Here is a 26,180-nt window from a genome sequence, read left to right on the forward strand (position 1 = left end):
CCTTTGGCCCGTCCTTGCGACGGGCCTTTTTCTGCCCCGAGTTCGAGGACTTACCGCCATGCGCTGGATTATCGAACGCACCGCCGATCTCAAGGTCGGGCACAAACTGCTGATCGGCTTCTCGCTGGTGATGCTGCTGACCCTGGCCGTCGCGTTGGGTGGCTGGCGCACTGCCGCCGATATCCTGCGCCACAACGCGCAGTTCGCCCATGCAGCCGAACTGCAGCAAGGCATCCTGCAATTACGCCTGCTGGAAAAGGATCACCTGCTTGCGCCACAGGCCGGGCATGATCGCCAAGTGCTCGCCGCACGCGACAGTATCGCCACGCAACTCGCACCACTGCACGACGCGGCCCTGCCCGTGGCTGGCCTGCTCAGCGGCATCGATGAATACCGCAAACGCTTCGAGCGTTTGCGCAGCGCGCAGAAGGAAGCCAGCGCCGCGCAGACCGGCATGGCCATTCGCGCCGACGAAGCGCTGATCCAATTCGACATGGTCACCCAGGATCAATTCAGCCTCCTCCGCGACCAGTTGCTCGACGGTGCAAGCGATACCAGCAACACTCTCGAGCAAGCCGAAGCCGCTGCACGACTGCGCCAGTTGCTGCTGCAGCTGCGCCTGGCCGAAGCGGCCTTCATCAACACCGGTGAAGCGGCACAGGCCAGTGACTGGCAACGCCAGTTCGACAGCATGATCGATGCCGCCAAAGCGCTGCACCCGAACCTGGCCAGCCTGCAACAGGCCTCCCTGGACGAGGCCATACGGGCACTGCAGGAATATCGCGACTCATTCGCCCATTACCGTGACAGCCTGGCCAACGAGGCCGCCAGCCGCGTACAACTGAGCGAGCTGGCGCAAGGCATGCTGGAGCAGGGCAATACGCTGCAACAGCAACAACAACAGGCCATCGCCGCAGAAAACCGCCACGCCCTGCTGCGTTTGGCGCTGCTGACCAGCGCCGCGCTGCTGCTAGCCTTTGGCGCCACGTGGCTGATTCGCCGGCTGATCGTCAGCCCGCTGCAGCAATGCCTGCGCCTGGCCGAACAGGTCGCGGCGGGTGATCTCGGCGGCCAGCACCTCCGTGCCGGGCGCGATGAAGCCGGACAACTGCTGACCGCCCTGCAACGCATGCGTGAAAACCTGCGCGAGCTGATCGGCCAGATCGACGGCAGCGCCACCCAGATCGCTGCCGCCGCCGAACAGTTGTCCGCCGTGAGTGAACAGACACGCGCCGGTGTCCACGAGCAGAGCCTGGAATCGAACCAGACCGCCAATGCCATGCAGCAGATGGTCAGCAGCGTGCAACAGGTCGCTGGCGACGCCGAACAAGCCTCGCAGGCGGCCCGCCAGGCCGAGCAGCAAAGCCATGATGGCGACCAGCGCGTACGCGAAGTGATCACTCGCATCGAACGCCTGGCCGCTGAAGTGCTCGACACCGGCACCACCGTCGGCCAGGTACAGGCCGAAAGCCTGCGCATCGGCAGCGTGCTGGACGTGATCAAATCGGTCGCCGAGCAGACCAATCTGCTCGCTCTCAACGCCGCCATCGAAGCAGCACGCGCCGGAGAACAGGGTCGCGGCTTCGCCGTGGTCGCCGATGAAGTGCGCGCCCTGGCCCGTCGCACCCAGGACTCCACCCGCGAGATCGAAGCCCTGATCGAAAGCCTGCAGCAACGAGTTCGCCAGGCCGTGACCCAGACCGAGTCCAGCCAGCGACTAAGCCAGGACGCGGTCGCCAGCGTCGAACAGGCCGGGCACAGCCTGACGCGCATCAACCAGGCGGTGGCTGTGATCGAACGGATGAACCAGCAGATTGCCAGCGCCGCCGAGCAACAGAGCGCGGTCGCCATGGAAATCAACCGCAGCCTGGATAACGTGCGCAGCATCGGTGAGCAGAGCGCCAGCGCCACCGAACAGACCGCCCTGTCCAGCGCTGAACTGGCCAGGCTCGGCGGTGAACTGCAGGAACGTATCGGCCGCTTCCGCAGTTGAGGCAGAACGCTGCATTTCCGTGGGGGCGCTCTAGCTGCGGTAGCTAAACAATCGCGGCTAAAGCCCCTCCCACAGGTAAACACTCGAATCGGCGCCCACGCCTTCAGGCCACCCCGTGGGAGGCGCTTCAGCGGCGACGGCTCTTGAGCCTATCCACAGTGAAACTGGTGCCTGCACCATTCCAGCGGCGGCAAAGCGCACGACGAATGTCCGCTAACCGCACGACATCCCAAGTCCTTCTCTCCCGTCACCCTTGGCGCCTCCGTGCGCTCAACGTAAAATCCGGAACACCGTTCCAATAAATAAAACCCGGAGACCTGCCATGCCCCATGCTCAACTCGATTGCGACCTGCTGGTGGTCGGCTCCGGCGCGGCTGGATTGGCCGCTGCCGTCAGCGCCGCACACCTGGGCAAACGGGTGATCCTGGTGGAGAAGGACGCGGTGCTGGGCGGCGCAACCGCCTGGTCAGGCGGCTGGCTGTGGGCGCCGCGCAACCCGCTGGCCCAACGTGCGGGCATCGTCGAAGACATCGAGCAGCCGCGCACCTACCTGCGCAACGAGCTGGGCGAGCATTATCGCCCCGAGCTGGTGGACGCCTTTCTGCAGAACTGCCCGGAGATGGTGGCCTTCTTCGAGCAGCACACCGCACTGCAGTTCGTCGATGGCAATGGCATTCCCGACATGCACGGCGACACGCCCGGCGCCGCCACCGGCGGCCATCAGGTGATCGCCGCGCCCTATGATGGCCGCGAGGTGCTCGATTTGCTGCCGCGCCTGCGCAAGACCATGCGCGAGACCTCCTTCATGGGCATGCCGATCATGGCCGGCGCTGATCTTGCCGCCTTCCTCAACATGACCCGTTCACCCAAGGCACTGCTGCACGTCATCCGCCGCTTCACCAGCCACCTCTATCACCTGGCTCGCTATGGTCGCGCCATGCACCTGGTCAACGGTGTGGCGCTGGTCGCCCGTCTGGCGCGCTCGGCGCAGGATCTCGGTGTGCAGATGCTGGAATCCACGCCCGCGCAGCGCCTGATCGTCGAGAGCGGCAGCGTATGCGGCGCCGTGGTGCTGCATGCCGGCGAGGAAATGCCTATCCGCGCCAAAGCGGTGGTGCTGGCGGCCGGAGGTTTTCCCAACGATGCACAACGGCGCCAGGCGATGTTCCCGCGCGATGCCAGCGGCCATGACAACCTCGCCTTGCCGCCGCTCAGTTGCTCCGGCGATGGTTTGCGCCTGGGAGAATCCGCCGGAGGGCGTGTCGCCGACGACCTGCGCTCGCCAGTAGCCTGGGCGCCGGTGTCGAAGGTGCCCTACCCCGACGGCAGCATCGGCCACTTCCCGCACATCATCGACCGCGGCAAGCCCGGCATCATCGGCGTGCTGCAAAACGGCCAGCGCTTCGTCAACGAGGCCGATGGTTACTACGACTACGTCGACGCCATGCTCAAGGCGATCCCCGAGGATCAGGAAGCCTGCTCCTGGCTGATCTGCGACCACCGCTTCCAGCGCCGTTATGGCCTCGGCTTCGCCCGCCCGGCACCGCTGCCGGTGTCGCCGCATATCCGCAACGGCTACCTCAAGCGCGGCGACACCCTCGAAGAGCTGGCCGTTGCCTGTGGCATCGACCCGCTTGGCCTGGTCGCCACCGTCAACGCATTCAACCGCCACGCGCGCCTTGGTGAAGACCCGCAATTCGGCCGCGGCAGCACGCCCTTCAACCGCCGCAGCGGCGATGCCCAGCACGTCGGCCCCAACCCCTGCGTGGCGCCCATCGAGCACGGCCCGTTCTATGCGGTGAAGGTGCAGCCGGGATGCTTCGGCACCTTCGCCGGCTTGCGCACTGACGGGCAGGCGCGCGTGCTTGATGACGAAGGCCAACCGATACCAGGGTTGTATGCAGCAGGCACCGATATGGCCAGCCCGCTGGGTGGGCACTATCCGTCGGGCGGCATCAACCTCGGGCCGGCGCTGACCTTCGGCTATATCGCCGGACGCCACGCGGCCAAGATATGAGACTCACCCGCCACGGATGGCGGGCATAAAAAAGCGCCGCCCGAATGCGTGGTTCGGGCAGCGCTGCATTGCTCGTAGGAATCAGTCTTCCAGCGATTCGACGCCCAGCTCGTCCCACACGGCTTCGGCCAGGTGGAAGGTGGCGTTGGCCGCCGGGATGCCGCAGTAGATGGCGCTCTGCATGATCACTTCCTTGATCTCTTCGCGGCTCACTCCGTTGTTCTTCGCCGCGCGCAAGTGCAGCGTCAGCTCGCCCTCGCGGTTCATGCCGATGAGCATGGCGATGGTGATCAGGCTGCGTGTGTGACGTGGCAGGCCCGGGCGCGTCCAGATATCGCCCCAGGCATGACGGGTGATCATCTCCTGGAACTCTTCGTTGAACGGCGTCAGGTTCTGCAGGCTGCGGTCGACGTGGGCATCGCCCAGCACTGCGCGGCGCACCTGCATGCCGGCGTCGTAGCGTTGTTTCTCATCCATCGATCAATCCTCGAAGAAGGCGTGTGCTCAGGCAGTCAGGAAGACCAGCACGCGCTGGCTGAAGTCATCGCCGGCCTGCACGTTGGACAGGTGCGCGGCGTGGAACTCCACCAGTTCGGCGCCTGCGATGCGCTCCTGCATGAAGCGGCCATGCTCGACCGTGGTGACCGGATCGCCGCTGCCGCAGACGATCAGCGTCGGCGCCTTGATGTTGCCGAGCTGCTCGCGGTAATCGGCATCACGCACCGCCGCACAGTTGGCTGCGTAGCCTTCGGGCGAAGTCTGCGCCAGCATGCCGACGATGGGCTCGACCTTGTCCAGATTGGACTCGGCGAAGTCGGCGGTGAACCAGCGCGAGATCGACGCATCACGCAGATCACGCATGGCCTGCGCGCCACCGGCCAGCACGGTTTCGATGCGCGGGTTCCACACCTCCGGCGCACCGATCTTGGCGGCGGTGTTGCACAGCACCAGGCGCTCGATGCGCTCGGGCGCGTTGATGCCCAGCCACTGGCCGATCAGGCCACCCATGGACAGGCCGCAGAAATGCGCCTTGGCAATGCCCAGCGCATCGAGCAGGGCCAGCACGTCGCGGCCGTTCTGTTCGATGCTGTACGGGCCCTCGCTGACCAGCGAGGCGCCGTGACCACGGGTGTCGTAGCGCAGCACCTGGAAGTGCTGAGTGAAGGCCGGGATCTGGGCGTCCCACATGTGCAGGTCGGTACCCAGCGAATTGGACAGCACCAGCACCGGCGCACCGGCCGGGCCTTCGAGCAGGTAGTTCAGATCGCCATCGGCGAGACGTACGGCAGGCATGGACAACTCCTAAGAGGAAAATTGCGTGTGTTCGGCAACGGCCCGCTCGACCCAGCGGCGGGCCTGGCCCAGGTAATGGGCTGCATCGAGCAGGCGATCCAGCTCGTCAGCAGAAAGTTGTGCGCTGACCTCGGCATTGGCGCCGAGCACCGCGCGCAGATGAACGCCCTCCCGCACCGCCTTTTTGCAGCACTGTTCGATCAGGTGATGAGCCGCGTCGCGGCCGATTTTCTGCGCCAGGGCGATGCTCACCGCCTCGGCCAGCACCAGGCCCTGGGTCAGCTCCAGATTGGCGCGCATACGTGCGGCATCCACCTCCAGCCCCGGCACCACCAGCAGCGACTGCTGCAGGGCGCCGGAGACCAGGCAGCACAGCTCCGGCAGGGTGTCCCACTCGGCGTGCCACAGACCGAGGCTGCGCTCGTGTTCCTGCGGCATGGCGCTGAACATGGTCGCCACCAGGCCCGGCGCGCGGGTGGCGGCGCCGATCAGCACCGCGGCGCTAACCGGGTTGCGCTTGTGCGGCATGGTCGACGAGCCACCTTTGCCCGGCGCTGACGGCTCGAAGACTTCGCCGGCTTCTGTCTGCATCAGCAAGCTGAGGTCACGACCGAGCTTGCCCAGGCTGCCGGCGATCATCCCCAGCAGGCTGGCGAATTCCACCAGGCGATCGCGCTGGGTGTGCCAGGGCTGCTCGGGCAGGGTCAGTTCCAACTCCTGCGCCAGTGCACCGCTGACCGACCAGCCGGTATCACCGAGCGCCGCCAGGCTGCCGGAAGCGCCGCCGAACTGCAGGCTCAGCAGGCGTGGCTTGAGTTCGCTCAGGCGCTGGCGATGACGGGTGATCGCACCGAGCACGCCGGCCAGCTTCATGCCGAGGGTGACCGGCGTCGCCTGTTGCAGCCAGGTGCGGCCAGCCAGCGGGGTGTCGATATGGCGTTCGGCCTGCGCCGCCAGGGCATCGGCCAGCTGCGACAGATCGCTTTCCAGCAGGCCGATGGCGGCGCGCAGTTGCAGCACTAGGCCGCTGTCCATGGCGTCCTGGCTGGTAGCGCCAAGGTGTACGTAGCGCTCGGCCTCGGGGTCAGTGGCGGCGATGCGCTTGCCCAGTGCCTTGACCAGCGGGATGGCGGAATTGCCAGCAGTGGCGATAGCCTGGGCCAGCGCCGGGTAATCGTAGAGTTCGGCCTTGCAGGCGGCCGCGATGGGCGCCACGGCCTCGGCGGGAATCAGCCCCACGCGCGCCTCGGCCCGTGCCAGGGCGGCCTCGAAATCGAGCATGCCCTGCACTCGCCCGGCGTCGCAGAAGATCGCGCGCATGGCCGGCGCAGTGAAATAGGCATCGAAAAGTTGGTTGCTCACGCGCGCAACGCTCCTGGGAAAAATGTACGGCTAGTGTGGCATCAACCGGCGGCGCCGCGCACGGAGGGTGTCCGTGGGAGGGGCTTTAGCCGCGACGGATTAAAAGCGTCGCCGCTGAAGCGCCTCCCACAAGTCGTAAGGTGGGCCGGGCGGAGATCCGTTTCAGCCCACCATGATGAACTCAGGCAGTAGGGTGGGCTTTAGCCCACCGCCGTAAATGGTGGGCTAAAGCCCACCCTACAGCGTTCGGCAGGCCGTCACACCCGCTCGATGGCCAGCGCCAGTCCCTGGCCGACACCCACGCACATGGTTGCCAGGCCGAGTTTGCCGCCGGTCTTTTCCAGGTGGTGCACGGCGGTGAGCACCAGGCGGTTGCCGCTCATGCCCAGCGGGTGACCGAGGGCGATGGCGCCACCGTTCGGGTTGACCTTGGGGCTGTCGTCCGGCAGACCGAGGTCACGGGTAACGGCCAGGCCCTGGGCGGCGAAGGCTTCGTTCAGCTCAATCACGTCGAACTGCTCGATGCTCAGGTTCAGCCGCGCCAACAGCTTGCGCACCGCCGGCACCGGGCCGACGCCCATGATGCGTGGCGCCACACCGCCGCTGGCCATGCCCAGCACCTTGGCTCGCGGCTTCAAGCCGTACTTCTGCACTGCTTCAGCCGAGGCCAGGATCATCGCCGAGGCGCCATCGTTGAGGCCCGAGGCGTTGCCGGCAGTGACGGTCTTGCCTTCACCATTGACCGGCTTGAGTTTGGCCAGGCCTTCGGCGGTGGTGTCGGCACGCGGGTGCTCGTCACGGTCGACGACGATATCGCCCTTCTTGGTCTTGATCACCACCGGGACGATTTCCTCGGCGTAGTAACCGCTCTCCTGAGCGGCCGCCGCCCGCTGCTGGCTGCGCAGGCCGAAGGCGTCCTGGTCGGCGCGGCTGACGCCGTAGTCCTCGGCGACGTTGTCACCGGTGACCGGCATCGGGTCGACGCCATACTGCGCCTTCATCAGCGGGTTGACGAAGCGCCAGCCCAGGGTGGTGTCTTCCAGCTTCTGGCCACGGCCAAAGGCGCTGTCGGCCTTGCCCATCACGTAAGGCGCGCGGGTCATGGACTCGACGCCTGCAGCGATGGCCAGCTCCATTTCCCCCGAAGCGATGGCGCGGAAGGCGGCGCCCACCGCCTCCATGCCCGAGGCGCACAGGCGATTGAGGGTCACGCCCGGCACCGTTTCCGGCAAGCCGGCGAGCAGCAGCGCCATGCGCGCCACGTTGCGGTTGTCTTCGCCGGACTGGTTGGCGCAGCCCATGAACACTTCATCGACCGCCGACCAGTCGACCTGCGGGTTACGCTCGACCAACGCCTTGAGCGGAATCGCCGCCAGGTCGTCGGCACGCACCGCCGACAGCGCGCCATTGAGGCGGCCAATCGGCGTGCGGATGGCGTCGCAGATAAATACGTCGCGGCTCATTCGTCACCTCCAGCCTGACCGTGAGCGGTGGCGGTACGCGCTTCCAGGTCACGCAGTGCAGCCAACTCCTCGGCAGTCGGCGCCTCGGTAGTGGTCACGCTGTCGGCGAAGCGAATCTGCCAGCCGGTGTTCTCGATCACCTGCTCGCGGGTCACGCCCGGATGCAGCGAGGTGACGATGAACTCATTGGTACCGGCTTCCGGCTCCATGATGCACAGGTCGGTGATGATCGCCACCGGGCCGTCGCCCGGCAGGCCCAGGCGCTTGCGGTGGTCACCGCCCTCGCCGTGGCCGACCGAAGTGATGAAGGCCAGCTTGTCGACGAAGGTGCGATGGCCCTGCTTGAGGATGATCAGCACCTTCTTCGCGCTGCCTGCGATTTCCGGCGCGCCACCGGCACCCGGCAGGCGCACTTTCGGCGCGTTGTAGTCGCCGATCACGGTGGTGTTGATGTTGCCGTACTTGTCGACCTGGGCTGCGCCGAGGAAGCCGACGTCGATGCGCCCGCCCTGCAGCCAGTAGCGGAAGATTTCGCCGGTCGGCACCACGGTGTCGGCGGTTTCCGCTAGCTCGCCGTCACCGATGGACAGCGGCAGCACGCTCGGCTTGGCGCCGATGGGGCCGGATTCGTAGATCAGCACCACTTCCGGGGCGTGGGTCAGGCGCGCCAGGTTGGCGGCCTTGGACGGCAGGCCGATGCCGACGAAGCAGACGCTGCCATTGCCGAGGCGGCGTGCGGCTGCCACGGTCATCATTTCATTGGTGTTGAACGCGCTCATCACTTGGCCTCCCCGTTAACCTTCGCCTGGTACTGCGCAAAATCCTCGGTGCCGCGGATGTATTCATCGATCCACGCGGTGAAGGTTTCACGGTCGCGGGCAATCGGGTCCCAGGCCTGGTAGAAGCGGTTGTCACGCTCGTAATAGCCATGGGCGTAGGACGGATGGGCACCGCCGGGTACCACGCAGACCGCGCTGATGGCCCAGGTCGGCAGCACGCAGGCGTTCATCGGCGCCTCAAGGTCGTCGACGATTTCTTCGACGGTGACGATGCAACGCTTGGCGGCCAGGGCGGCTTCTTTCTGCACACCCAGGATGCCCTGAATCAGCACGTTGCCCTTGCGGTCGGCCTTCTGCGCGTGGATCACGGTGACGTCCGGGCGCACGCTGGGGATCGCCGCCAGCTTCTCACCGCTGAACGGGCATTCGATGAACTTGATGTCCGGGTTGACCTTGACCAGGTCGGAGCCCTGGTAGCCGCGCAGCACGGCGAACGGCAGGTTGGAAGCGCCAGCTACATAGGCGTTGGCCATGGCGGCGTGGCTGTGCTCGCTGATCTCCAGCTTGTGCGGCCAGTGCTTCTCGACTGCGTCGCGCAGGCGGTGCAGCGAGCCGACACCAGGGTTGCCGCCCCAGGAGAAGGTCAGCTTGCGCGCGCAACCGGCGCCAATCAGCAGGTCATAAACCAAGTCCGGGGTCATACGCACCAGGTGCAGGTCTTTCTTGCCCTGGCGGATCAGCTCGTGAGCAGCGGCAGTAGGAATCAGGTGGGTAAAGCCTTCGAGGGCGATGCAATCGCCGTCGTGGACATGGCGCGAAATAGCCTCGCGCAGGGTGATGATGTCGGCCATCGTGGTGTTCTCGTCAGGTGGCAGTTACCGGGTGACTGCCACCTTAAAAAACGACCCGAAGGAGAACAATCCGATAATCGCCATACGGGGCGATTATCGAACGACTTCCATTTTCAGGTCGGACGGAACAACTGGCTGCTCAACTCGCGACTAGCACTGAGCATCAACGGCAGGAAGCGCTTCTCCAGCTCGGCAGTCGGCACGCGGCTGGCGTGGGTGCTGATGTTCATCGCGGCCAGCACATGACCGGCCGAATCGTAGACCGGCACCGCCAGCGAACGCAGGCCCTGCTCCAGCTCCTGATCGACCACGCACCAGCCCTGGTGGCGCACGCGCTGCAGGCATTCCCACAGCGCTTCGGGGGTGTGCAGGGTGCGGCTGGTCTTGGGTTGCAACTCGGCGTGGGCCAGGTAGTCCTGCAACTGGTCATCGTCCAGCGCGGCCAGCAGGATGCGCCCCATCGATGTGCAGTAGGCCGGCAGGCGGCTGCCGACGCTCAGATCCACCGAAATCAGCCGCTGGGGAATCGCCGAGCGGGCGATGTAGAGCACCTGCTCACCTTCCAGCGTGGCCAGGTTGCAGGCCTCGTGCAGTTGCTCGCTGAGGCGGTCGAGAAACGGCTGCGCGGACACTGCCAGCGGTGTCGAAGATAGGTAGGCATGGCCCAGCGTGAGCACCTTGGGCAGCAGCGAATAGGTGCGCCCGTCGGTGGTGACGTAGCCCAGCTTCATCAGCGTATACAGGCAGCGGCGTACGGCCGCGCGCGGTATCTCGGTGCGGTGGCTTATCTGTGCGATGGTCAGGTGGCGCTTGCGCTCCTGAAAGGCGTTGATCACCGCCAGACCACGGGCCAGGGAGGTCATGAAATTGGGGTCGCCGGCGAACTCTTCGATGCGCTTGGCCGGCGACACGTAGGGAGGTGGCGCTAGGCTGGCAAGGGGCGGACGGGTTTCGCTCATGGGGCCTCCGAAGCAGGGCTTACAGCACCTGGCGATTATCGAACCATCGTGCGGTTATCGTAAATAGGCGAAAACAGGTGGCCCGTGGGAGGGGATTCAGTCGCGACTGCCGTAGATTCGAATTGGCTTGTCGATACCCAATAGAAGCTCGCCGCTGAAGCGCCTCCTACAGGCTTCAGCCTGGTAATAATCCCTGCCAGCGCAGCAACGCGAGCACCGCGCTGACGCTGAAGAAGGCCAGCACGGTGCAGGCCACCAGAGCGGCGGCACAGCGTTCTTCGAGGCCGAAGCGCTGACCGAGGATGGGAAACACGCTCATCATCGGCGCACTGGCGAACAGCAGGCCGGCGACCATCAGTGCCGGATCGACACCCGGCATCAGCCACAACGCGGTGAACATCAGCAACGGATGCAGGATCAGCTTGCCGATGGAGGCCTGCGCCACATCGGCGGCCATGCCACCGACCTTGAGCCCGTTGAGCGAAGCGCCGATGACGAACAGCGCCAACGGCGCCGATGCCCCCGCCAGCATCTCGATCGCCCGCGCTGGGACGACCGGCAGGCGCAGCTCCAGCAGCGACATGCTCAAGCCCAGCACGATGGCGATGATCAGCGGATTGCGCAGCAGGCGCAGCAGCGTTTCGCGCACCACTGTCCACCCCTGCCCGCCCTGGCGGCCAGCCTCGGCAATGGCCAGCGCCAGCGGAATCATCAGCAGGTTCTCCACCAGCATGCCCAGTGCCATGGCCAGCGCGGCCGTGTGGCCGATGACCATGGCCGCGATGGGGTAGCCGATGAAACCGCTGTTGGACACCGACATGCCCATGGCCAGAATCGCACTGGAAGACAGGCTCTGCCCGCGCCAACGCAGCGTCAGCAGCAGGCCAAAGCCGAACAGGCTCAGCGAGGCCAGGGCATAGGCGCCCAGGTAGGGCCAATTGAGCACTTCGCCCAGGCTGCGCTCGACCAGCGCCTTGAACACCAGCGAGGGCAGCGCGAAGTGGATGACGAAGGTGCCCATGCCACGGGCCTGCTCGCGATTGACCAGGCCGATACGGGCGGACAGAAAGCCCAGGCCGATGATGATGAAGATAGGGGCGGTGATGCTCAGAACAGCCAGCATGCCAGGGGCTCGCGTCGACAAAGATCGGAAGGTGTCATGCCGCACACTCGAGGCGCAACTGAGCCAGACGACTGCGCGTTCTTGAGAAGTCGCCATGGGCGACGCCCGTGCATAGCTCGTCCAGCGCATGCGTGCTGTGCAGCCACAGCTCGCGACCGCTGTCGTAGGCGATGTCGATGAAATTGACCAGGCGCTGCTGCTCATCCAGCGAGCAGCGCGCCAGCACGGGCACTTCACCGAGGACGATGTGGGTGAAGCGCTGGCATAGCTGCAGGTAGTCACTGCTGGCCAGCGGTTGCTGGCACAGCGCGGCAAAATCCAGCCACAGGGTGCGAGCGTCCATGCCGCGCAGTGTCAGGCTGCGGCGCGCCAGCGGCAATTGCACGGTGGCGGGCAGATGCCCCAGGCGCTCCTGCAGACGACTCGTCGGCGCCTGCAGGTAGAGGCCCCAGTGCTGCGTACTGGCCGCGCGATAATCGACACCGGCATCCATTTCCAGCACCAGGCAGCGCTTTTCCAGCAGCGTGGCGAAGGGTTTGAAACGGCTGTGATACAGCGGGTTTGGGCAAAGTTGCGCGGGGGCGTAGTTGGAGCTGAACAGGAGGATGCAACCGCGCGCGATCAAAGGTTGCAAGAGGCGACCAAGCAGGATCGCATCACCGATGTCGTGCACATGAAATTCGTCGAGGTAGAGCAGGCGCGCTTCGCTGGCCAGCTCATCGGCCACGCGCAACAGAGGATCGGCGTGCCCAACATGGGTCAGCATGCGTTGCTGCACTTCCTGCAGCAGCGCATGTACGTGAACGCGGCGTTTATGGGCCACGGGTGCGGCCTCGAACAACGCCGCCAGCAACAGGCTCTTGCCGCGTCCGACGCCACCCCAGAGGTACGCGCCAGCCGCCGTTCGCCGCCACCAGGCAGACGGCCGCAAGCGCGCCTGCAGCCAATCGGCCAGACGGACAAGCATGCGCTCTTGGGCGTCATCCAGATGCAGGCCTCGCGCCGCGATCGAGCGTGAGGCCTGCTGATACAACTCAGAAGTCAAAGAAGACCGTCTCTCCCTCACCCTGGATGCGGATATCGAAGCGATAGGCCGGCTTGCCATCGACTTCGCAACGTTTGGCGATCAGCGTCTGGCGACGCTCGGGCTGCTCGATCAGATTGAGCACCGGATCCTTGGCGTTGGCCTCGGCTTCATCCTCGAAATACAGACGGGTATTGAGGTGAATGTTGATGCCACGGGCGAACAGCGTGACGTTGACATGCGGCGCCATCGGTACACCGGCGGCGTTTTTCACCACACCCGGCTTGACCGTGTAGGCGAACCACTCGCTACCGGCATCAAAGGTGGTAGCGGTACGGCCAAAGCCGTTGAAGGCTTTGGACTGGTCGTAATCCTCGTCGTAGTTGCCTTGATGGTCGGCCTGCCACAGTTCGAGGAAGGCATCGCGTACCAGGTGGCCATTGCCGTCGTAGACGTGGCCAACCAGCACGATGTGCTCACCCGGCGCATCGGCTTTGGCCATCTGGTTCCAGATTTCCTGCTCGCGGGTCGGGTTGCCGGCCGCAGCCAGGGCCAGGCCGATATGCACATAGGGGCCGGCAGTTTGCGAAGGGGTTTCCGGCAGCAATTCAACAGGCATGGTCATCCCTCCTTATTTATTTTCGAAATGGGTCTGGCGCTGGCCACGCAGCACGATGTCGAAGCGATAGGCCAGGCAATCCATCGGATTGGCCGTAGCCATGTCCAGCTTGGCGATCAGCGTCTGCACCGCGTCCGGGTTGGCGATGGACTTGACGATGGGGCAAAGCGGAATCAGCGGGTCACCCTCGAAATACAGCTGGGTGATCAGGCGCGTGGAGATCGACGGGCCACTGATGGAGAAGTGGATATGTGCCGGACGCCAGTCATTGGGGTTGTTGCGCCACGGATAAGGGCCAGGCTTGATGGTGCGGAAGATATAGCGACCTTCGCTGTCGGTCAGGGCACGGCCAACACCACCGAAGTTGGGGTCGAGCGGCGCCAGGTAGCGGTCGTTCTTGTGCCGGTAGCGGCCGCCGGCATTAGCTTGCCACATTTCCACCAGGGTATGCGGGATCGGCTTGCCGTACTGATCCATCACCCGGCCGGAAACGATGATGCGCTCACCGATGGGCAGGCCACCGTTGTTGAAGTTGAGCAGCAGGTCGTTGTCGTGCTCAGCACGCTTGAGGTGCGAGAAATCAGGGCCGGTGGTTTCAGAAACCGACTGCGGGATGCTCACCAGCGCCTGACGCGGCGAGCGGGCAATGGAGGTCTTGTAGTCGGGGGTGAAGGCTTTCGGGTGCCAGTTACGGTCACGAATGACGAAACGGCGATTGTCCTCGGCAGGCATTGCGCACTCCTGTTATGGGTATTGTGGAGTCGCCCCAAGGACATGTTCCTCGGGGCATTGAGCGCAGTCTCGATCAAGGCAGCCCGGCTGAAAATTGAAAAGATGCCGCCAATACATAACCAATAGGTTATGGAAAGACACCTTCCCGGTAGGCCTGCGCCACTTCGCGCAGCACATCGCAGAAGCGCTCGGCGGCCAGCGGCAGGCCCAGAGCGCCATTACGGCAGATGCCCACCGAACCGCCCGGCTCACGCACATGCAACTGCAGCTCGATCAGCTCGCCACGCTGCACATCCAGACAAACCGCGTCCTGCGGCGCCACCCATAGCGCGTCACTGCACAGCACGTAGCGCCGGCTCAGCGCTGGCGACAGGGTTTCCAGACGCTGGCGCGAGGGCGTCACGCCGCACTGCACGAACAGGCTGTCGGCATGCTTGCGGATGGTGGTGCCAGCTGTCGGCAATACCAATGGGTAATCACCCAGTTGTCCGAGCGCTTCCTCACCGACGACCAGCAACGGATGGCCCGGCCGTACCACCAGTGTCATCGACTCGCTATACAGGTGTTCGAAGGTCAGGCCCTGGATGTCCGGGCTGTCGGTCATGCGGCCGATCACCAGATCCAGCTCACCAACGCGCAACTGGCTGAGCAGATAGGCCCCCGGCCCGGTGGCGACGCTGACCACAAGCGCCGTATGCCGCTCGTGCAGACGCCGCACCACCTCGGGGATCAGCAGACTTTCGACGGTAGAGAGCACACCGACACGCACCTGCCCTGCCTCGTGTTCGCCGTCGCGCAGGCTGTTCACGCCATCGCGCAACGCCTGCACGCAAGGGCCGGCGTAACGCATGAAGGCCACACCCGCAGCGGTCAGGCTGACGCCCTGTTTGCCCCGTTCGAACAGGCTGGCGTCGAGGATTTCCTCCAGTTCCTTGAGCGTCTTGGAGATGGCCGGCTGGCTCACGGCCAGGGCATCGGCCGCCTTGGCGAAACTGCGCTGGCGAGCGATTTCGAGAAAGCACAGCAGGTGGCGAAACTTGATACGGGTGTCGATGTTCATCAGGGGCACCGGAGGCGGACGCCTGCGATGATGCCGCAAAGCGTCAGCGACTCACAGTCATGCAGCGCTCAGTAGCCACTCGGCTCAGGGCTGCGCTGCCCACGGGCATGGCAGGCGCTGGCCATGGCCTCATCCTTGAGCAGACGTCCACCGGCGACCTTGCGCACGATCCAGGGCAGCTTGCTGACCCGGCCGCCACCGAGGCGCGCCAGCACGTAGGCCATCGCGCACTTCTCGAACAACTCGGCATTGAACAGCAGGCGATTGCGCGTGATGCCGAGCACCAGCAGACGGCCGTCGACCAGGCCGGCATTGCCGCCAGACGCCAGGGCTTCGGCCAACTTCCCGGCTTGCGTGGGTGCCCAGTTGCGCCCCAAGTGCCGGGCCTGTTCATCGAAGATGCCCGGCATCGCTTCGTCCAGCCCCGCCAGTTGCAGGCTCCAGCGCGGGCTCAGCGTCGCTACGGCGCCAGCATCCGCCCGCGTCCGATACGCCTGGGCGTGCGTGGCGGCGACACCCGTGCCGGGGTCATTCAGGTCGAGGCTGCGCACCACACCACCCGGCTCCAGAAACAGCATCTTGCCCTCGCCAACCAGACGCATCGACAGCGCATCGCCCTGTCGATTGAGCAGGCCTTTACCACTCAGCCGCGCGGCGGCCTTGATCAGTTCGTCCTGCATGCTCATATCACCATCTTGAACACGTCTTCGAAGCGGTTCAGGGCTTCGTCGACGATCTCGTCGGTATCGGCAGCACTGGTATAGAGCCGGCTGCCAGCCAGCGTCACCAGACCATGCGCCATGTAGGCGGCGCCCATTTCTTCCATCATGTGCTTGCGCGGATTCACCTCGCGCATCAGCTGGATCGGGTTGCGCACGTTGAGCAGCAGCACACCGGAAGTCTGCAGGTGTACCACCGAGCCCTGGTTGTAGACGACGTAGGGCAGGCCCAGGCGCTCGATGATCTGCGCCAGCCCGGTGGCCATGCGATCACCCGCCCGACCGGCGATGGCGCAGGCGTTGCGTTTTTCCATTTCCAGCAAGGTGTGGTAACCCGCCACGCAGGACAGCGGGTTGGCCGTCAGGGTGCCGCCAACGAAGGCGCGCTTGCCCTGTTTGCCGCCGATGCCGCCGGCGAGCATCATCATGATGTCGCGGCGCCCGCCGATGCCGCCGGCCATTGGGTAGCCGCCGGTCAGGCACTTGCCGAAGATGGTCAGATCCGGCATCACCCCGAAGTAGCCCTGCGCACCGCCCATGCCGACGCGGAAGCCGCTGACCACCTCATCGAAGATCAGCAGTGCGCCGAACTCGTCGCAGAGCTTGCGCAGGTTGGCATTGAAGTCCTTGTGGGCCGGCCGCGTTCCGCTTTCCGGCCCCAGCGGCTCGACGATAATCGCCGCCGTGCCGCCGCGCAGGCGGTTGAGCCAGAGGCGGCGGCGGATGGCCGCCAGGTCGTTGGGGAAGCTTTCCTGGGTGTAACTCGTGGAGCCACTGGGGATGCCCAGCGCCTCGCGCCGGCCGGTGCCGGGAATGCGCATGCCGTAGACCACCTGATCGCTCCAGCCGTGATAGGCGCCGCCGATCTTGATGATCCACTTCTTGTTGGTATAGGCACGGGCCAGGCGGATGGCGCCCATCACCGACTCGGTACCGGAGGCCAGCATGCGGAACATCTCCACCGAGGGCACGTGCTTGCAGACCAGTTCCGCCAGCTTGACCTCGTACTCGTGCAGCAGCCCCGTGACCGGCCCGCACTCGCGCAGGGTCTCGATCACCTTTTCCTGCACCACCGGGTCATTGCTGCCGAGCAGCGTGGGGCCGCCGGCCTGGAGGAAATCGATATAGCGGTTGCCGTCGATATCTTCCAGGTGAGCGCCCAGGGCATTTTTCATCGCCAGCGGGAAGGGATAGTTGAAGGCCAGGTTGTGCTGGATACCGCCAGGAATGACCTCGGCAGCGCGACCGGCGAGCTGCTTGGAGGCACGACAGTTGTGCTCGAAGTAATCGTGCACCTTCTGCATGTGCTCGCGGCGGATCGGGCGGATCGGTTGCGTGATCAGCGCCTTGAGCCGGGCATCGACGGCTGCAGTGTCGGGCCAGCGCGAGATGCCGGAGGTGGCGGGAATCGGGGCAGTGGGAGCGTTCATTGTGGCTGTCCTTTTAATAGTCGTTGAGGCTGGCGAGGGCGTGCCGGCACAGTGCGTGGTTGGGCTGCGCATGCAGCGCGCGGCAGAACCAGTCGCGCGCCTCCTGCTCCAGCAATTCCATGACCCGCCCAGCCTGCTCCAGGGTGCTGGCAATGCCGATGGCACCGTGGTTGCGCATCAGGTAGGCATTCACATCGGGTCGTACGCGGCGGCCAATCAGCCAGCTCAACAGCCCGGAGCCGGAAGGGCCGTAGGCGCACATCGGCACCTGCCGACCGATCACCCGACGGGCCTCGACACCGCTGATCGGCAAGGCCCGGCCAAGCAGGGTGAAGGCGCTGGCGATCGGTTGATGGGTATGCAGACTGGCCTGGCAGTCGGGGCGCGCCTTGAGCATGCGGGCGTGCAATCCGCTTTCGACGGAGGGTTTGCCGTCACCGGCAAGCTGCTCCAGCGTATCCAGGCGCAGGATGCAGATGTCCGCCGGCGACATCGCGTAGTAATCACTGGCCGAGGGCGTGACGGCGAAGCGCTCGGCGTCGATGCGCAGCGCCAGGTTGCCGCCGATACCGGCGAGAAAGCCCTTGTCGGCCATCGCCACGGCGGTACGCACCACGGTTTCCCTGGCCCGCTGTTCAAGACTCATTGAGCACCTCGATTCAGTTGTGCATAGAAAGGCGCGAGCGCTTTGTGCGCGGCGCGGAAGTTCTCGTAGCTGCAGTCGTAGAGCGCATGCCGGGCGCTGTCCGGCTCGAAGGAGCGGCGGATCGCCACCCGCTCGGGAATGTCGGCAAAGCTCATCGCGCCAATACCGACCCCGGCCAGGAAGGCCGCGCCCCGGGCATTGGCCTGGATCGGCTGCTCGGGCAGGCGCACGGTGACGCCGAGTACGTCGGCGAAGATGCGGCACCAGACCTCCGACTGCCCGCCACCGCCGACCAGGGTGATCGCCTCGGTCGGATGGCCGATGAAGGCTTCGACGGCCTGCATCATCCAGCGCGTATTCAGGGCAACGCCCTCGAGGAAGGCGCGCACCATGTGCTCGCGGGCATGTTCGAGAGTCATGTTCACCAAGCCCGCGCGCAGGTTCGCGTCATCCACCGGGCTGCGCTCGCCCATCAGCCAGGGCAGGTACAGCAACCCGCGCGAACCGGCAGGCACACCGGCGGCGACTTCATCGAGGATGCGATAGACGTCAGGCCCCGCCTCGTTCTGCAGCAGGGCGTCCTTGGCGTAGAGGATGCGATCCCGCAGGAAGCTCAGGTTGGCCCCGGCGGCCGACTGCATGGCCATCATCAGGTAGCGGTCAGGCAACGCGCAGGGCACGGCGGCGATCTGCCGGAACACGTCGGTTTTCTTCTTCGCCACATGCGCACCGATCCACGAGGAGGTGCCGATGTACAGGTGCAGCGTGTTATCGGCGACCGCACCGGAGCCCAGTGCGGCGGCCGTGTTGTCGACCGCCCCTGCGACCACCGGCAGGCTCGACGACAGGCCGAGGCGCTCGGCCACCGCCGGCAGCAAGGTGCCGATGACCTCCTGGCAGCGCACCAGTTCGGGCAACTGATCGCGCCGCAGCCCGGCCATGTCGAGCAGGCGCTCGTCATAGCGGATACGGCTAGGGTCGCGGTTGTCGGTGACCCAGTTGCACAGCGCCGAATCGACGGTGGCAGCGAGGCGGCCGGTCAGGCGCAGGTTGATGAAGTCGAGCACGTTGAGAAACTTGTCGGTGCGCTCGTACAGCGCCGGCAGCTCATCACGAATGAAGGCGATATGGCCGAAGCTGTCCTTGCCTGACAGCGCCGGCGCGCCGCCGGTCAGGCGCAGCCAGCGCCACAGCTTGAGTGGATCGTAGCCGGCGACTCGCGGCAGCGCGCCGCCAACCCGGCGCCGTACCGCCTGCTGCCCGCGCATGTCCATGTACAGCAGGGCGCGCGCCAGCGGATTGCCCTCGCGATCCACCGGCAAGGTGCCCTCGCCCTGACAGGAGCAGGCCATCGCCACCACCGCCCGGCGCACGGCGGCATCCCCATCCAGCACCTCTTCGGCACTCTCCAGCAACGCCTGCCACCAGTCTTCCGGGCACTGCTCGACGCCGGCGCCCGGCAATACATGGGTGCGCACGGGGCGGAAGGCGAAGCGGGTGACGCGCCCGTCCAGGCTGACCAGCGCCGTCTTGCAACCGGAGCTGCCGAGGTCAACGGCAAGCACCAAAGGATCATCAGAGCTCAAGGCAGCCACCTCATATTTTTTTTCTTTGCTCTTCCCATTTTTTGTCGCTCGGGCTAAAACATAAGCATTGCTCATGTTTTAAGAGGATGTAGGGGTGACCGAAACTTTGTCAAGCGATCCGAAAAAGACCCGCAAACCACGGGTGCCGAAGCAGGAGCGCAGCCAGGCGCGGCTCGAGGCGATTCTCGATACCTCACTGCAACTGATCGCCGCCAATGGCTACGAGGCCGTCTCGATGCGCGAGATCGCCCGCGAATCCGGCCTGCCCATCGCCTCGCTGTACATGTATTTCCCGACCAAGCTGTCGATCGCCAAGGAGGTCTGGCTGCGTTACACCACCGCCATCAACGCGTCCCTGGAAGAGGTGCTCAAGACCGTCAGCGACCCGACCACGCCCGCCGACTCGGGCGCGCTGATCGAACACCTGATCGACCTGATGGTGGGCATCCAGAGCAGCCACCCCGGCTTCGTCGAGATCTGGGGCTGCGTCGCCGCGTCGGCGGAGCTGCGCGAACTCAACCGTGAGGACACCTTCCGCGCCGCGCAGGTGCTGGCGACCACGTTCCGCGTGAGCAATCCGTCGCTCGACGCGACGCAGGCCGAAGGCCTGGCGCTGCTACTCACCGAAGGCGCCACAGCGGTCACCAAACTGATCCTGACGCTGCCTGAAGAAGAGCGCCCGGCGCGCATCAGGCAGCTCAAGGACAGCCTTCGACTCATTCACAGCAGCACCGTCGGTTCACTCACCCAACCGGCCGGCTAGCGCCTGGCGTTCGCGCGGGCGCTGGCGCCCGCAAAAGCCTCAGGTGTCGGCGGTCATTTCGAGCGCAAGCAGAGGTCACCATGTTGCATAAGAAGAAAAAGATGGCATTGGTTGTGGGGCTTAGCCTTTGTGGGGCAAAGGCGCCAGCTTTCCAGATCGACACCGGGCCGAACGTCACCACCACCCTGGAAAGCGTCGCCGAGTTCACCTCGATCTACCGCACGGGCTCGCCCGAGCACATCGAGCGCGGTGGCGAGAACATCTTCATCAACAACAACGACGGTAGCGAGTACTACGACAAGGGCTTCGTCTCCAATGAGTTCAAGCTGACCTCGGAGCTGCACGTACGCACCCAGCAGGATGGTCTGTTCGTCCGTGGCACCGCCTGGTACGACACCCAGATCATGGACAACGACCCCACCGGCGACGGCTTCGCGACGCACAACACCGACAGCGACGCGCGCTACCCGTCCGACCTGAAGAACCGCTCCGGGCATCGCGCGCGCCTGCTCGACGCCTACCTCTACACCAACCGCTACCTGGGCGAGATGCCGGTGAGCGTGCGGCTCGGCCGCCAGGTGCTGAACTGGGGCGAAGGCATCTTCTACGCCGACGGGCTCAACGTGATCAACCCGGTGGATCAGGGCCGCGTGGTGCTGCCCAACGCCAGCTTCAAGGACGCACTGCTGCCGACCAACATGATCTCGGCCCAGCTCGGCCTGACCGACGCGCTCAGTGTCGAGACCTTCTACGGGCTCGAGTGGAAGGGCCATGAAGTGATGCCAACCGGCGCCTTCTTCAACAATCAGGACTATTTCGGCAAAGGCAGCAATGGCGTGCTGATCGACCTGCGCAACCAACTGGGGCCACTGGCCGAGCTGGTACCGGGGCTGAACGGCGAAAACGGCATCGTCGCCGGCGCTCGCTACGGCCGCGAGCATGACGCACATGACGACGGCCAGTACGGCTTCGCCCTGCGCTACATGGTCGAGGACTGGAACAACACCGAGTTCAGCCTCTACTACCTCAACTACCACAGCAAGGTGCCGTTCCTGCGCCTGCAGAAGGGCGTGTCCGGCGCTTGCAGCACTGGCAGCGGAGGCCGCTTTGCCGACCTGTGCGGCTTCGCCCAGACGTTCGACCCCACCTCGGTGCCGCTGGTCGATGGCCTGGCCTTTCTCGACAGCAGCCGTTACGACTTCATCTACCCCGAAGACATCCGCCTGTTCGGCTTCAGCGTTTCCGGTACGGTCGGCGATACCAGCCTGGCCGGTGAGCTGACCTACCGCCCCAACGCGCCGTTGGAGCCGTCCATGACCTACGAGCTGGAACAACTGGCCGAGGGCGCGCTGACCGCAGGCGGTGCCAGCGGCGTCGGCATCGATCTCGGCGAGTTCGGTGACGGCTCCAACAACGACGGACGCCGCAGCATCGATCTGTACAAGCGCCACGAGCTCTACACCGGCTCGGTATCGGCCATCCACACCTTCGGCCCGACCGCCGGCCTGGACGACCTGACGATGCTGGCCGAAGCGGCCTTCAACCATGTGCCCGGCAGCCTGCTGGATTCGGTCAACTACGCCTATCTGGACTCGTTCGCCTGGGGCTACACGGTGAACTTCACCGGCCTGATCCAGGACGTGCAACCGAACCTCGACCTGATGCCCGCCATCACCTTCCGCCAGGACGTCTCCGGCACCTCGCCGACGATCAACGAAAACTTCGTGCAGGGGCGCAAGTCGGCCACGCTCGAACTCGGCCTCAAGTACAGCGACAGGTTCGGCGGCAAGCTGGCCTACACCTCGTTCTGGGGCGCACGCAAAGACAACTCGCTCATCGATCGCGACCACCTCGCGCTCAACGTCTCTTACTCCTTCTGAGGGCGGAAACAACAATGAATAAGAATGTTCTGTGCATGAGTGCCCTGCTGTTCGCCATCGGCCTGCAGGTGCCGCTGCTCGCTCATGCCAAGGTCAGCGAAGAACGTGCCGCTCAGCTCGGCAACTCGCTCACGCCGTTCGGCGCCGAGCGCCAGGGCGATGCCGCCAAGGGCATCCCCGAATGGACCGGCGGCCTGAAAACGCCACCCGCCGGGTACCAAGGCCCCGGCAGCTTCCATGTCGATCCCTTCGCCGATGAAAAGCCGCTGCGCGTGATCGATGCGCAGAACATGGCCGCAGACGAGAGCAATCTCAGCCCCGGTGTGCAGGCCCTGCTCAAGTCCTTCCCCACTACCTTCAAGATTCCGGTCTACCCCAGCCACCGCAGCGTGGCAGCCCCTGACGACATCTACCAGAACACCCAGCGCAACGCCCTCAATGCCACCCTGGTCGAAGGCGGCAACGGCCTGAGCGGCGCCTACGCCGGGATCCCCTTCCCGATCCCCAACGATGGCCGCGAAGCGATCTGGAACCACATCACCCGTTGGCAGGGCCGCTACATCGATGAGATCGCCAACACCGCGCAGGTCACCACCAGTGGTAGTTATTCGATCATCCGCGAACGCATGCAGATGCTCTCCAACTACTACGACCCCAGCAAGAACGTCGGCACCCTGGAAAACGTGCTGCAGAACTTCATGAGCGAGCTGCTGCCACCGTCACGCGAGGCCGGGCGCAAGCTGCTGGTGCGCGATTTCATCAACCAGGTCGAAGAACCACGGGCCGCCTGGGTCTACACCCCGGGGCAGCGTCGTGTGCGCCGCGCGCCCACACTGGCCTACGACACACCCAACGACGGCATCTATGCCGACGATACCGACATGTTCAACGGCGCCACCGACCGCTACGACTGGAAACTGGTCGGCAAGCAGGCCTTGCTCGTGCCCTATCACAACTACGCCATGGAGCAGCCCGGCGTCGCCGCGGAAAAACTGCTCATGCCCGGCCACCTGAACCCGGACTACACGCGCTGGGAGATGCACCGCGTGTGGATCGTCGAAGCCACGCTGCGCTCGGGCCAACGCCACGTGCATGCCAAGCGCCGCTTCTACCTCGACGAGGACAGCTGGTACGCCCTGATGGTGGAGAACTACGACTCGCGCGGCGCGCTCTGGCACATCAACCTGGCGTTCAGCAAGAACGCCTACGAAGTGCCCACCATCACGCCAGTCAACGTCGTGTACCACGACCTCAACGCCCGCACCTATACCGCCATCGGTCTGCGCAACAGCGAAAAGGCACCTCGCCAGTTCCTCCTTCCGGCACCGCCTCCTGGCTACTGGACCCCGGCCACGCTGCGCCGCACCGGCACGCAGTGAGGCTCGATGCGGCGGGAATGCCCGATTCCCGCCCAGTGACCGGGGCGCAACGCTCCGGTTCTCCCCTGAACGACGCCGAGGCGCCCTGCGACCATGAACGACTCCTCATGCACGGCCATCCCATTGACGGCCGCAACGCCCCTGGCACCGGCCAAGCGGCGCTGGGCCGTGGCTCTGCTCTTTGCCCTGGTGCTCTGCGCCAACCAGACCCAGGTGTGCTTTCTCATCCCGCAGCAGACACAGATACAGCTGCAGTACGGCCTGGGTGAGCTCGCCAGTAGCCTGAGCATCCTGATCATCCCCATTCTCTGCATCCTGCTGTCCGTTCCGGCGGGACGCCTGATCGACCGTGCAGGTTTCAGGCGTGGCATGACGCTGGGCAGCGGCGTACTGGCGCTGTCACTGCCGCTGCGCGTCGATGACAGTTTCTTCGGCCTGATGCTCGGGCAACTGCTCATCGGCATCTCCCAACCCCTGCTGCTCAACGGCATCTCGCGCATGGCAATCGAGTGGTTCGAAGAGCACGAACGCGGAACGGCCATCGGCATCGCCACCGCCGGCCTGTTCCTCGGGCTGGCGATGGGGCTTGCCCTGCCACCCATGCTCGTGGCGAAGACCGGAATCGCTCAGGGCCTGCTCATCACCGGCCTGGTCGGGCTGCTTCCAGCCGGGCTGCTCTGGCTGTGTAGCGCCAGCGCGCCACCCTCCCCGCGTGGAGAACCGGCGCAGAACATGAGCCTGGTGCACCTGTTTCGCTCAACGGGCATGCGCCCGGTATTGCTCACGACCCTGGCTGGATGCGGGCTGTTCAACGCCCTGGCGCTGAGCCTGGAACCCATGCTGACGGAGCATGGGCTGGGCGCCGAGACGCTCTCGGCGGCAGGAGCACTGATGATCCTCGCCGGTGTGATCGGCTCGCTGTTCATCGACTCGCTGGCCCAGCGTGTCGGCGGCAAATTCATCGTACTCGCCGGCTGCGGCGTGTGCGTCATCCCCATGCTATGTCTGCTCTATTACGCCACGGCGCCCACCTTCGTCCTGCTCTACGCCGCCCTGCTGGGCGCCTGCCAACTACCGGGCTATGCCTTGCTGATCGCCATGTCCGAACAGATCGCCGGCAAGGCACAGGCCGCACAGGCCAACGCGCTCATCACCCTGGCGGGCAACCTGGGAGCAGGTAGCGGCATGGGCCTGGCGGTACTGATCCACGCTGCGCTTGGCCATTGGGCTTATGTGATCGTCTTCCTCACCATTCTGGCAGTGCTGCAGACGCTGATCGTGACGTTGTGCAGGTCCATGCGCCGACTCTGAGCTTACATATCGAGTCGAACCTGCCACGACAGCAAAACGACAGCATCAATACAACCTAGCAGCAGGTGATGGCACGCCCAGACAAACGTGTCCTACCTGCACAAGAACGCCAGGCTCATCGGACTTACATTGCAGTTGTGCAATCTAGATTGCGCTCAGCTCACAAGTCCAAAAATAAGAGCCCATACCCATGAAAACCTTGCTTGTCACCACGCTAGGACTCATCGCCCTCGCAACACTCGACATGGCCGTAGCAGCCGATGGCCCACCTCCGCCCAGCGTTGGCCAGCCATCGGGCATCAACCTGGGTAACACCAGTTTCTATGACGGTTTCGCCGGCCCACCCGGCCTGAGCTACCTGGCTTACCTGAAATACGACAGTGCCAGCTCGTTCAAAGGCAGCAACGGGAAAGAGAACACCGCACTCGACGACCCCAAGCTGAACGTCATCACCCTGCTCAACCAGTTCAGCTACTACTCACCCGAAACCATAGGCGGTGGTGCTCACCTGGGCTGGAGCATGGTAGTGCCAATCGTATCCCTGGATGGCGAATTCGGTGATGCGGGTGCGCAGCTCAAAGACAATTCGCTGGGTATGGGCGATATCACCACCGGCCCGCAAATCCAGTTCGATCCCATCGTCGACGCGCATGGCCGCCCGGTATTCGTTCAGCGGGTGGCATTCGATGTGATCCTGCCGACCGGCAAGTACGACGAGCACAAGGACTTGAACCCCGGCTCCAATACTTATTCGCTCAACCCCTACTGGGCGGCCACCTGGATGCCAGCCCCGCGCTGGGAACTGAGCTGGCGCCTGTACTACCTCTACAACTTCAAGAACGACGACCCGGCCAGCAGCTCGCCGGTTCCGTTCAAAGGGCAAGTGGTACAAGACACGCAAGCAGGCAAGTCGGCCTGGCTCAACTTTGCGGCGTCCTATGAAGTCATCCCGAACCTGTCAGTCGGCATCAACGGCTACTACTTCAAGCAATTGAGCGACGACAAGGTGAACGGTGATCGCCTGGAAGATTCTCGCGAAAAGGTCATGGGCATCGGCCCTGGCCTGTTCTGGAAAATCAGCGAAGGCGACGGTTTCTGGGTAAACGCCTACCACGAAACCAATGTCGAGAACCGCGCCAAGAACGATTTCTCCGTCCAAGTGCGCTTTGCGCATGCGTTCTGATCACCGAG

At 64.8% G+C, this 26,180-nt stretch carries 23 protein-coding genes and 1 pseudogene; 8 read left to right on the plus strand and 16 right to left on the minus strand.

Translation table 11 applies throughout. The annotated features are described in order from the left end of the window. Positions 1–130: 130 nt before the first annotated feature. The 3 genes and pseudogenes from VC352_RS25490 to VC352_RS14595 form a co-directional block, all read left to right on the plus strand. Positions 131–1,138, plus strand: a pseudogene (locus VC352_RS25490) (methyl-accepting chemotaxis protein); the annotation flags it as partial. Next, on the plus strand, positions 1,130–1,993 hold the full coding sequence (locus VC352_RS25495) for a methyl-accepting chemotaxis protein (protein WP_416340186.1): 864 nt from the start codon (positions 1,130–1,132) through the stop codon (positions 1,991–1,993). The pseudogene VC352_RS25490 and the gene VC352_RS25495, both read left to right, overlap by 9 nt. A gap of 322 nt (positions 1,994–2,315) precedes the next feature. Continuing rightward, complete coding sequence (locus VC352_RS14595; protein WP_322980280.1) at positions 2,316–4,010, plus strand: FAD-dependent oxidoreductase; 1,695 nt, start codon at positions 2,316–2,318, stop codon at positions 4,008–4,010. 81 nt (positions 4,011–4,091) lie between these two features. Here the strand turns inward: VC352_RS14595 and pcaC are convergent, their stop codons facing one another. The 16 genes from pcaC to VC352_RS14675 all read right to left on the minus strand — a co-directional run bounded on the left by pcaC (position 4,092) and on the right by VC352_RS14675 (position 19,665). Next, a complete protein-coding gene (pcaC, locus tag VC352_RS14600) occupies positions 4,092–4,487 on the minus strand; it encodes a 4-carboxymuconolactone decarboxylase (protein ID WP_322980281.1) in 396 nt (131 codons plus the stop codon). A gap of 27 nt (positions 4,488–4,514) precedes the next feature. After that, positions 4,515–5,303, minus strand: coding sequence for a 3-oxoadipate enol-lactonase (pcaD, locus tag VC352_RS14605; RefSeq protein WP_322980282.1), 789 nt, complete (start codon positions 5,301–5,303; stop codon positions 4,515–4,517). Positions 5,304–5,312: 9 nt separating this feature from the next. Continuing rightward, a complete protein-coding gene (locus tag VC352_RS14610; protein WP_416340181.1) occupies positions 5,313–6,665 on the minus strand; it encodes a 3-carboxy-cis,cis-muconate cycloisomerase in 1,353 nt (450 codons plus the stop codon). 257 nt (positions 6,666–6,922) lie between these two features. Further along, positions 6,923–8,128 carry a 3-oxoadipyl-CoA thiolase gene (gene pcaF / locus VC352_RS14615; RefSeq protein ID WP_322980283.1) on the minus strand — a complete coding sequence of 402 codons (1,206 nt, stop codon included), beginning with the start codon at positions 8,126–8,128 and terminating at the stop codon, positions 6,923–6,925. Further along, positions 8,125–8,907, minus strand: coding sequence for a CoA-transferase subunit beta (locus VC352_RS14620; protein ID WP_322980284.1), 783 nt, complete (start codon positions 8,905–8,907; stop codon positions 8,125–8,127). The genes pcaF and VC352_RS14620 overlap by 4 nt, the downstream gene beginning before the upstream one ends. Then, positions 8,907–9,758: a CoA transferase subunit A gene (locus tag VC352_RS14625; protein WP_322980285.1), complete on the minus strand. Its 852-nt coding sequence runs from the start codon at positions 9,756–9,758 to the stop codon at positions 8,907–8,909. Before VC352_RS14625 ends, VC352_RS14620 begins: the two co-directional genes overlap by 1 nt. 113 nt (positions 9,759–9,871) lie before the next feature. Then, positions 9,872–10,717, minus strand: coding sequence for an IclR family transcriptional regulator (locus VC352_RS14630; protein ID WP_322980286.1), 846 nt, complete (start codon positions 10,715–10,717; stop codon positions 9,872–9,874). 175 nt (positions 10,718–10,892) lie between these two features. After that, the gene (locus VC352_RS14635; protein ID WP_322980287.1) at positions 10,893–11,840 is read right to left on the minus strand and encodes an AEC family transporter; all 948 of its coding nucleotides are present in this window, start codon (positions 11,838–11,840) and stop codon (positions 10,893–10,895) included. A gap of 34 nt (positions 11,841–11,874) precedes the next feature. Beyond that, positions 11,875–12,906, minus strand: coding sequence for a cell division protein ZapE (gene zapE, locus VC352_RS14640; protein WP_322980288.1), 1,032 nt, complete (start codon positions 12,904–12,906; stop codon positions 11,875–11,877). Beyond that, entirely contained in the window at positions 12,875–13,483 is a 609-nt protein-coding gene (gene pcaG / locus VC352_RS14645) for a protocatechuate 3,4-dioxygenase subunit alpha (RefSeq protein WP_322980289.1), read from the minus strand. The genes zapE and pcaG overlap by 32 nt, the downstream gene beginning before the upstream one ends. 12 nt (positions 13,484–13,495) lie before the next feature. Then, positions 13,496–14,215, minus strand: a complete 720-nt coding sequence (gene pcaH, locus VC352_RS14650) for a protocatechuate 3,4-dioxygenase subunit beta (protein WP_322980290.1) — start codon at positions 14,213–14,215, stop codon at positions 13,496–13,498. A 127-nt stretch (positions 14,216–14,342) separates the two neighbouring features. Further along, positions 14,343–15,275: a pca operon transcription factor PcaQ gene (gene pcaQ, locus VC352_RS14655; RefSeq protein WP_322980291.1), complete on the minus strand. Its 933-nt coding sequence runs from the start codon at positions 15,273–15,275 to the stop codon at positions 14,343–14,345. Positions 15,276–15,343: 68 nt separating this feature from the next. Then, positions 15,344–15,961 carry a hypothetical protein gene (locus VC352_RS14660; protein ID WP_322980292.1) on the minus strand — a complete coding sequence of 206 codons (618 nt, stop codon included), beginning with the start codon at positions 15,959–15,961 and terminating at the stop codon, positions 15,344–15,346. Then, the gene (locus VC352_RS14665) at positions 15,958–17,424 is read right to left on the minus strand and encodes an aspartate aminotransferase family protein (protein WP_322980293.1); all 1,467 of its coding nucleotides are present in this window, start codon (positions 17,422–17,424) and stop codon (positions 15,958–15,960) included. The genes VC352_RS14660 and VC352_RS14665 overlap by 4 nt, the downstream gene beginning before the upstream one ends. A 13-nt stretch (positions 17,425–17,437) precedes the next feature. Then, positions 17,438–18,070, minus strand: a complete 633-nt coding sequence (locus tag VC352_RS14670) for a class II aldolase/adducin family protein (RefSeq protein WP_322980294.1) — start codon at positions 18,068–18,070, stop codon at positions 17,438–17,440. After that, positions 18,067–19,665 carry an FGGY-family carbohydrate kinase gene (locus VC352_RS14675; RefSeq protein WP_322980295.1) on the minus strand — a complete coding sequence of 533 codons (1,599 nt, stop codon included), beginning with the start codon at positions 19,663–19,665 and terminating at the stop codon, positions 18,067–18,069. Before VC352_RS14675 ends, VC352_RS14670 begins: the two co-directional genes overlap by 4 nt. A gap of 85 nt (positions 19,666–19,750) precedes the next feature. Here VC352_RS14675 and VC352_RS14680 point away from each other — a divergent pair, with 85 nt between their 5' ends. The 5 genes from VC352_RS14680 (at position 19,751) to VC352_RS14700 (ending at position 26,172) form a co-directional block, all read left to right on the plus strand. Beyond that, positions 19,751–20,419 (plus strand): TetR/AcrR family transcriptional regulator, encoded by a 669-nt coding sequence (locus VC352_RS14680; RefSeq protein WP_179622656.1) that lies wholly within the window; start codon positions 19,751–19,753, stop codon positions 20,417–20,419. 101 nt (positions 20,420–20,520) lie between these two features. Further along, positions 20,521–22,299: a DUF1302 domain-containing protein gene (locus VC352_RS14685; protein WP_322980296.1), complete on the plus strand. Its 1,779-nt coding sequence runs from the start codon at positions 20,521–20,523 to the stop codon at positions 22,297–22,299. A 35-nt stretch (positions 22,300–22,334) separates the two neighbouring features. Further along, entirely contained in the window at positions 22,335–23,678 is a 1,344-nt protein-coding gene (locus VC352_RS14690; RefSeq protein WP_416340187.1) for a DUF1329 domain-containing protein, read from the plus strand. Between the two features lie 93 nt (positions 23,679–23,771). Then, positions 23,772–24,989, plus strand: coding sequence for a CynX/NimT family MFS transporter (locus tag VC352_RS14695; RefSeq protein ID WP_322980298.1), 1,218 nt, complete (start codon positions 23,772–23,774; stop codon positions 24,987–24,989). Positions 24,990–25,179: 190 nt separating this feature from the next. Continuing rightward, positions 25,180–26,172: a transporter gene (locus VC352_RS14700; RefSeq protein ID WP_416340182.1), complete on the plus strand. Its 993-nt coding sequence runs from the start codon at positions 25,180–25,182 to the stop codon at positions 26,170–26,172. The last annotated feature ends 8 nt before the right edge of the window (positions 26,173–26,180 follow it).

Origin of the sequence: Pseudomonas sp. C11 (assembly GCF_034683865.1) — a bacterium.
Classification (GTDB): Bacteria; Pseudomonadota; Gammaproteobacteria; order Pseudomonadales; family Pseudomonadaceae; genus Aquipseudomonas.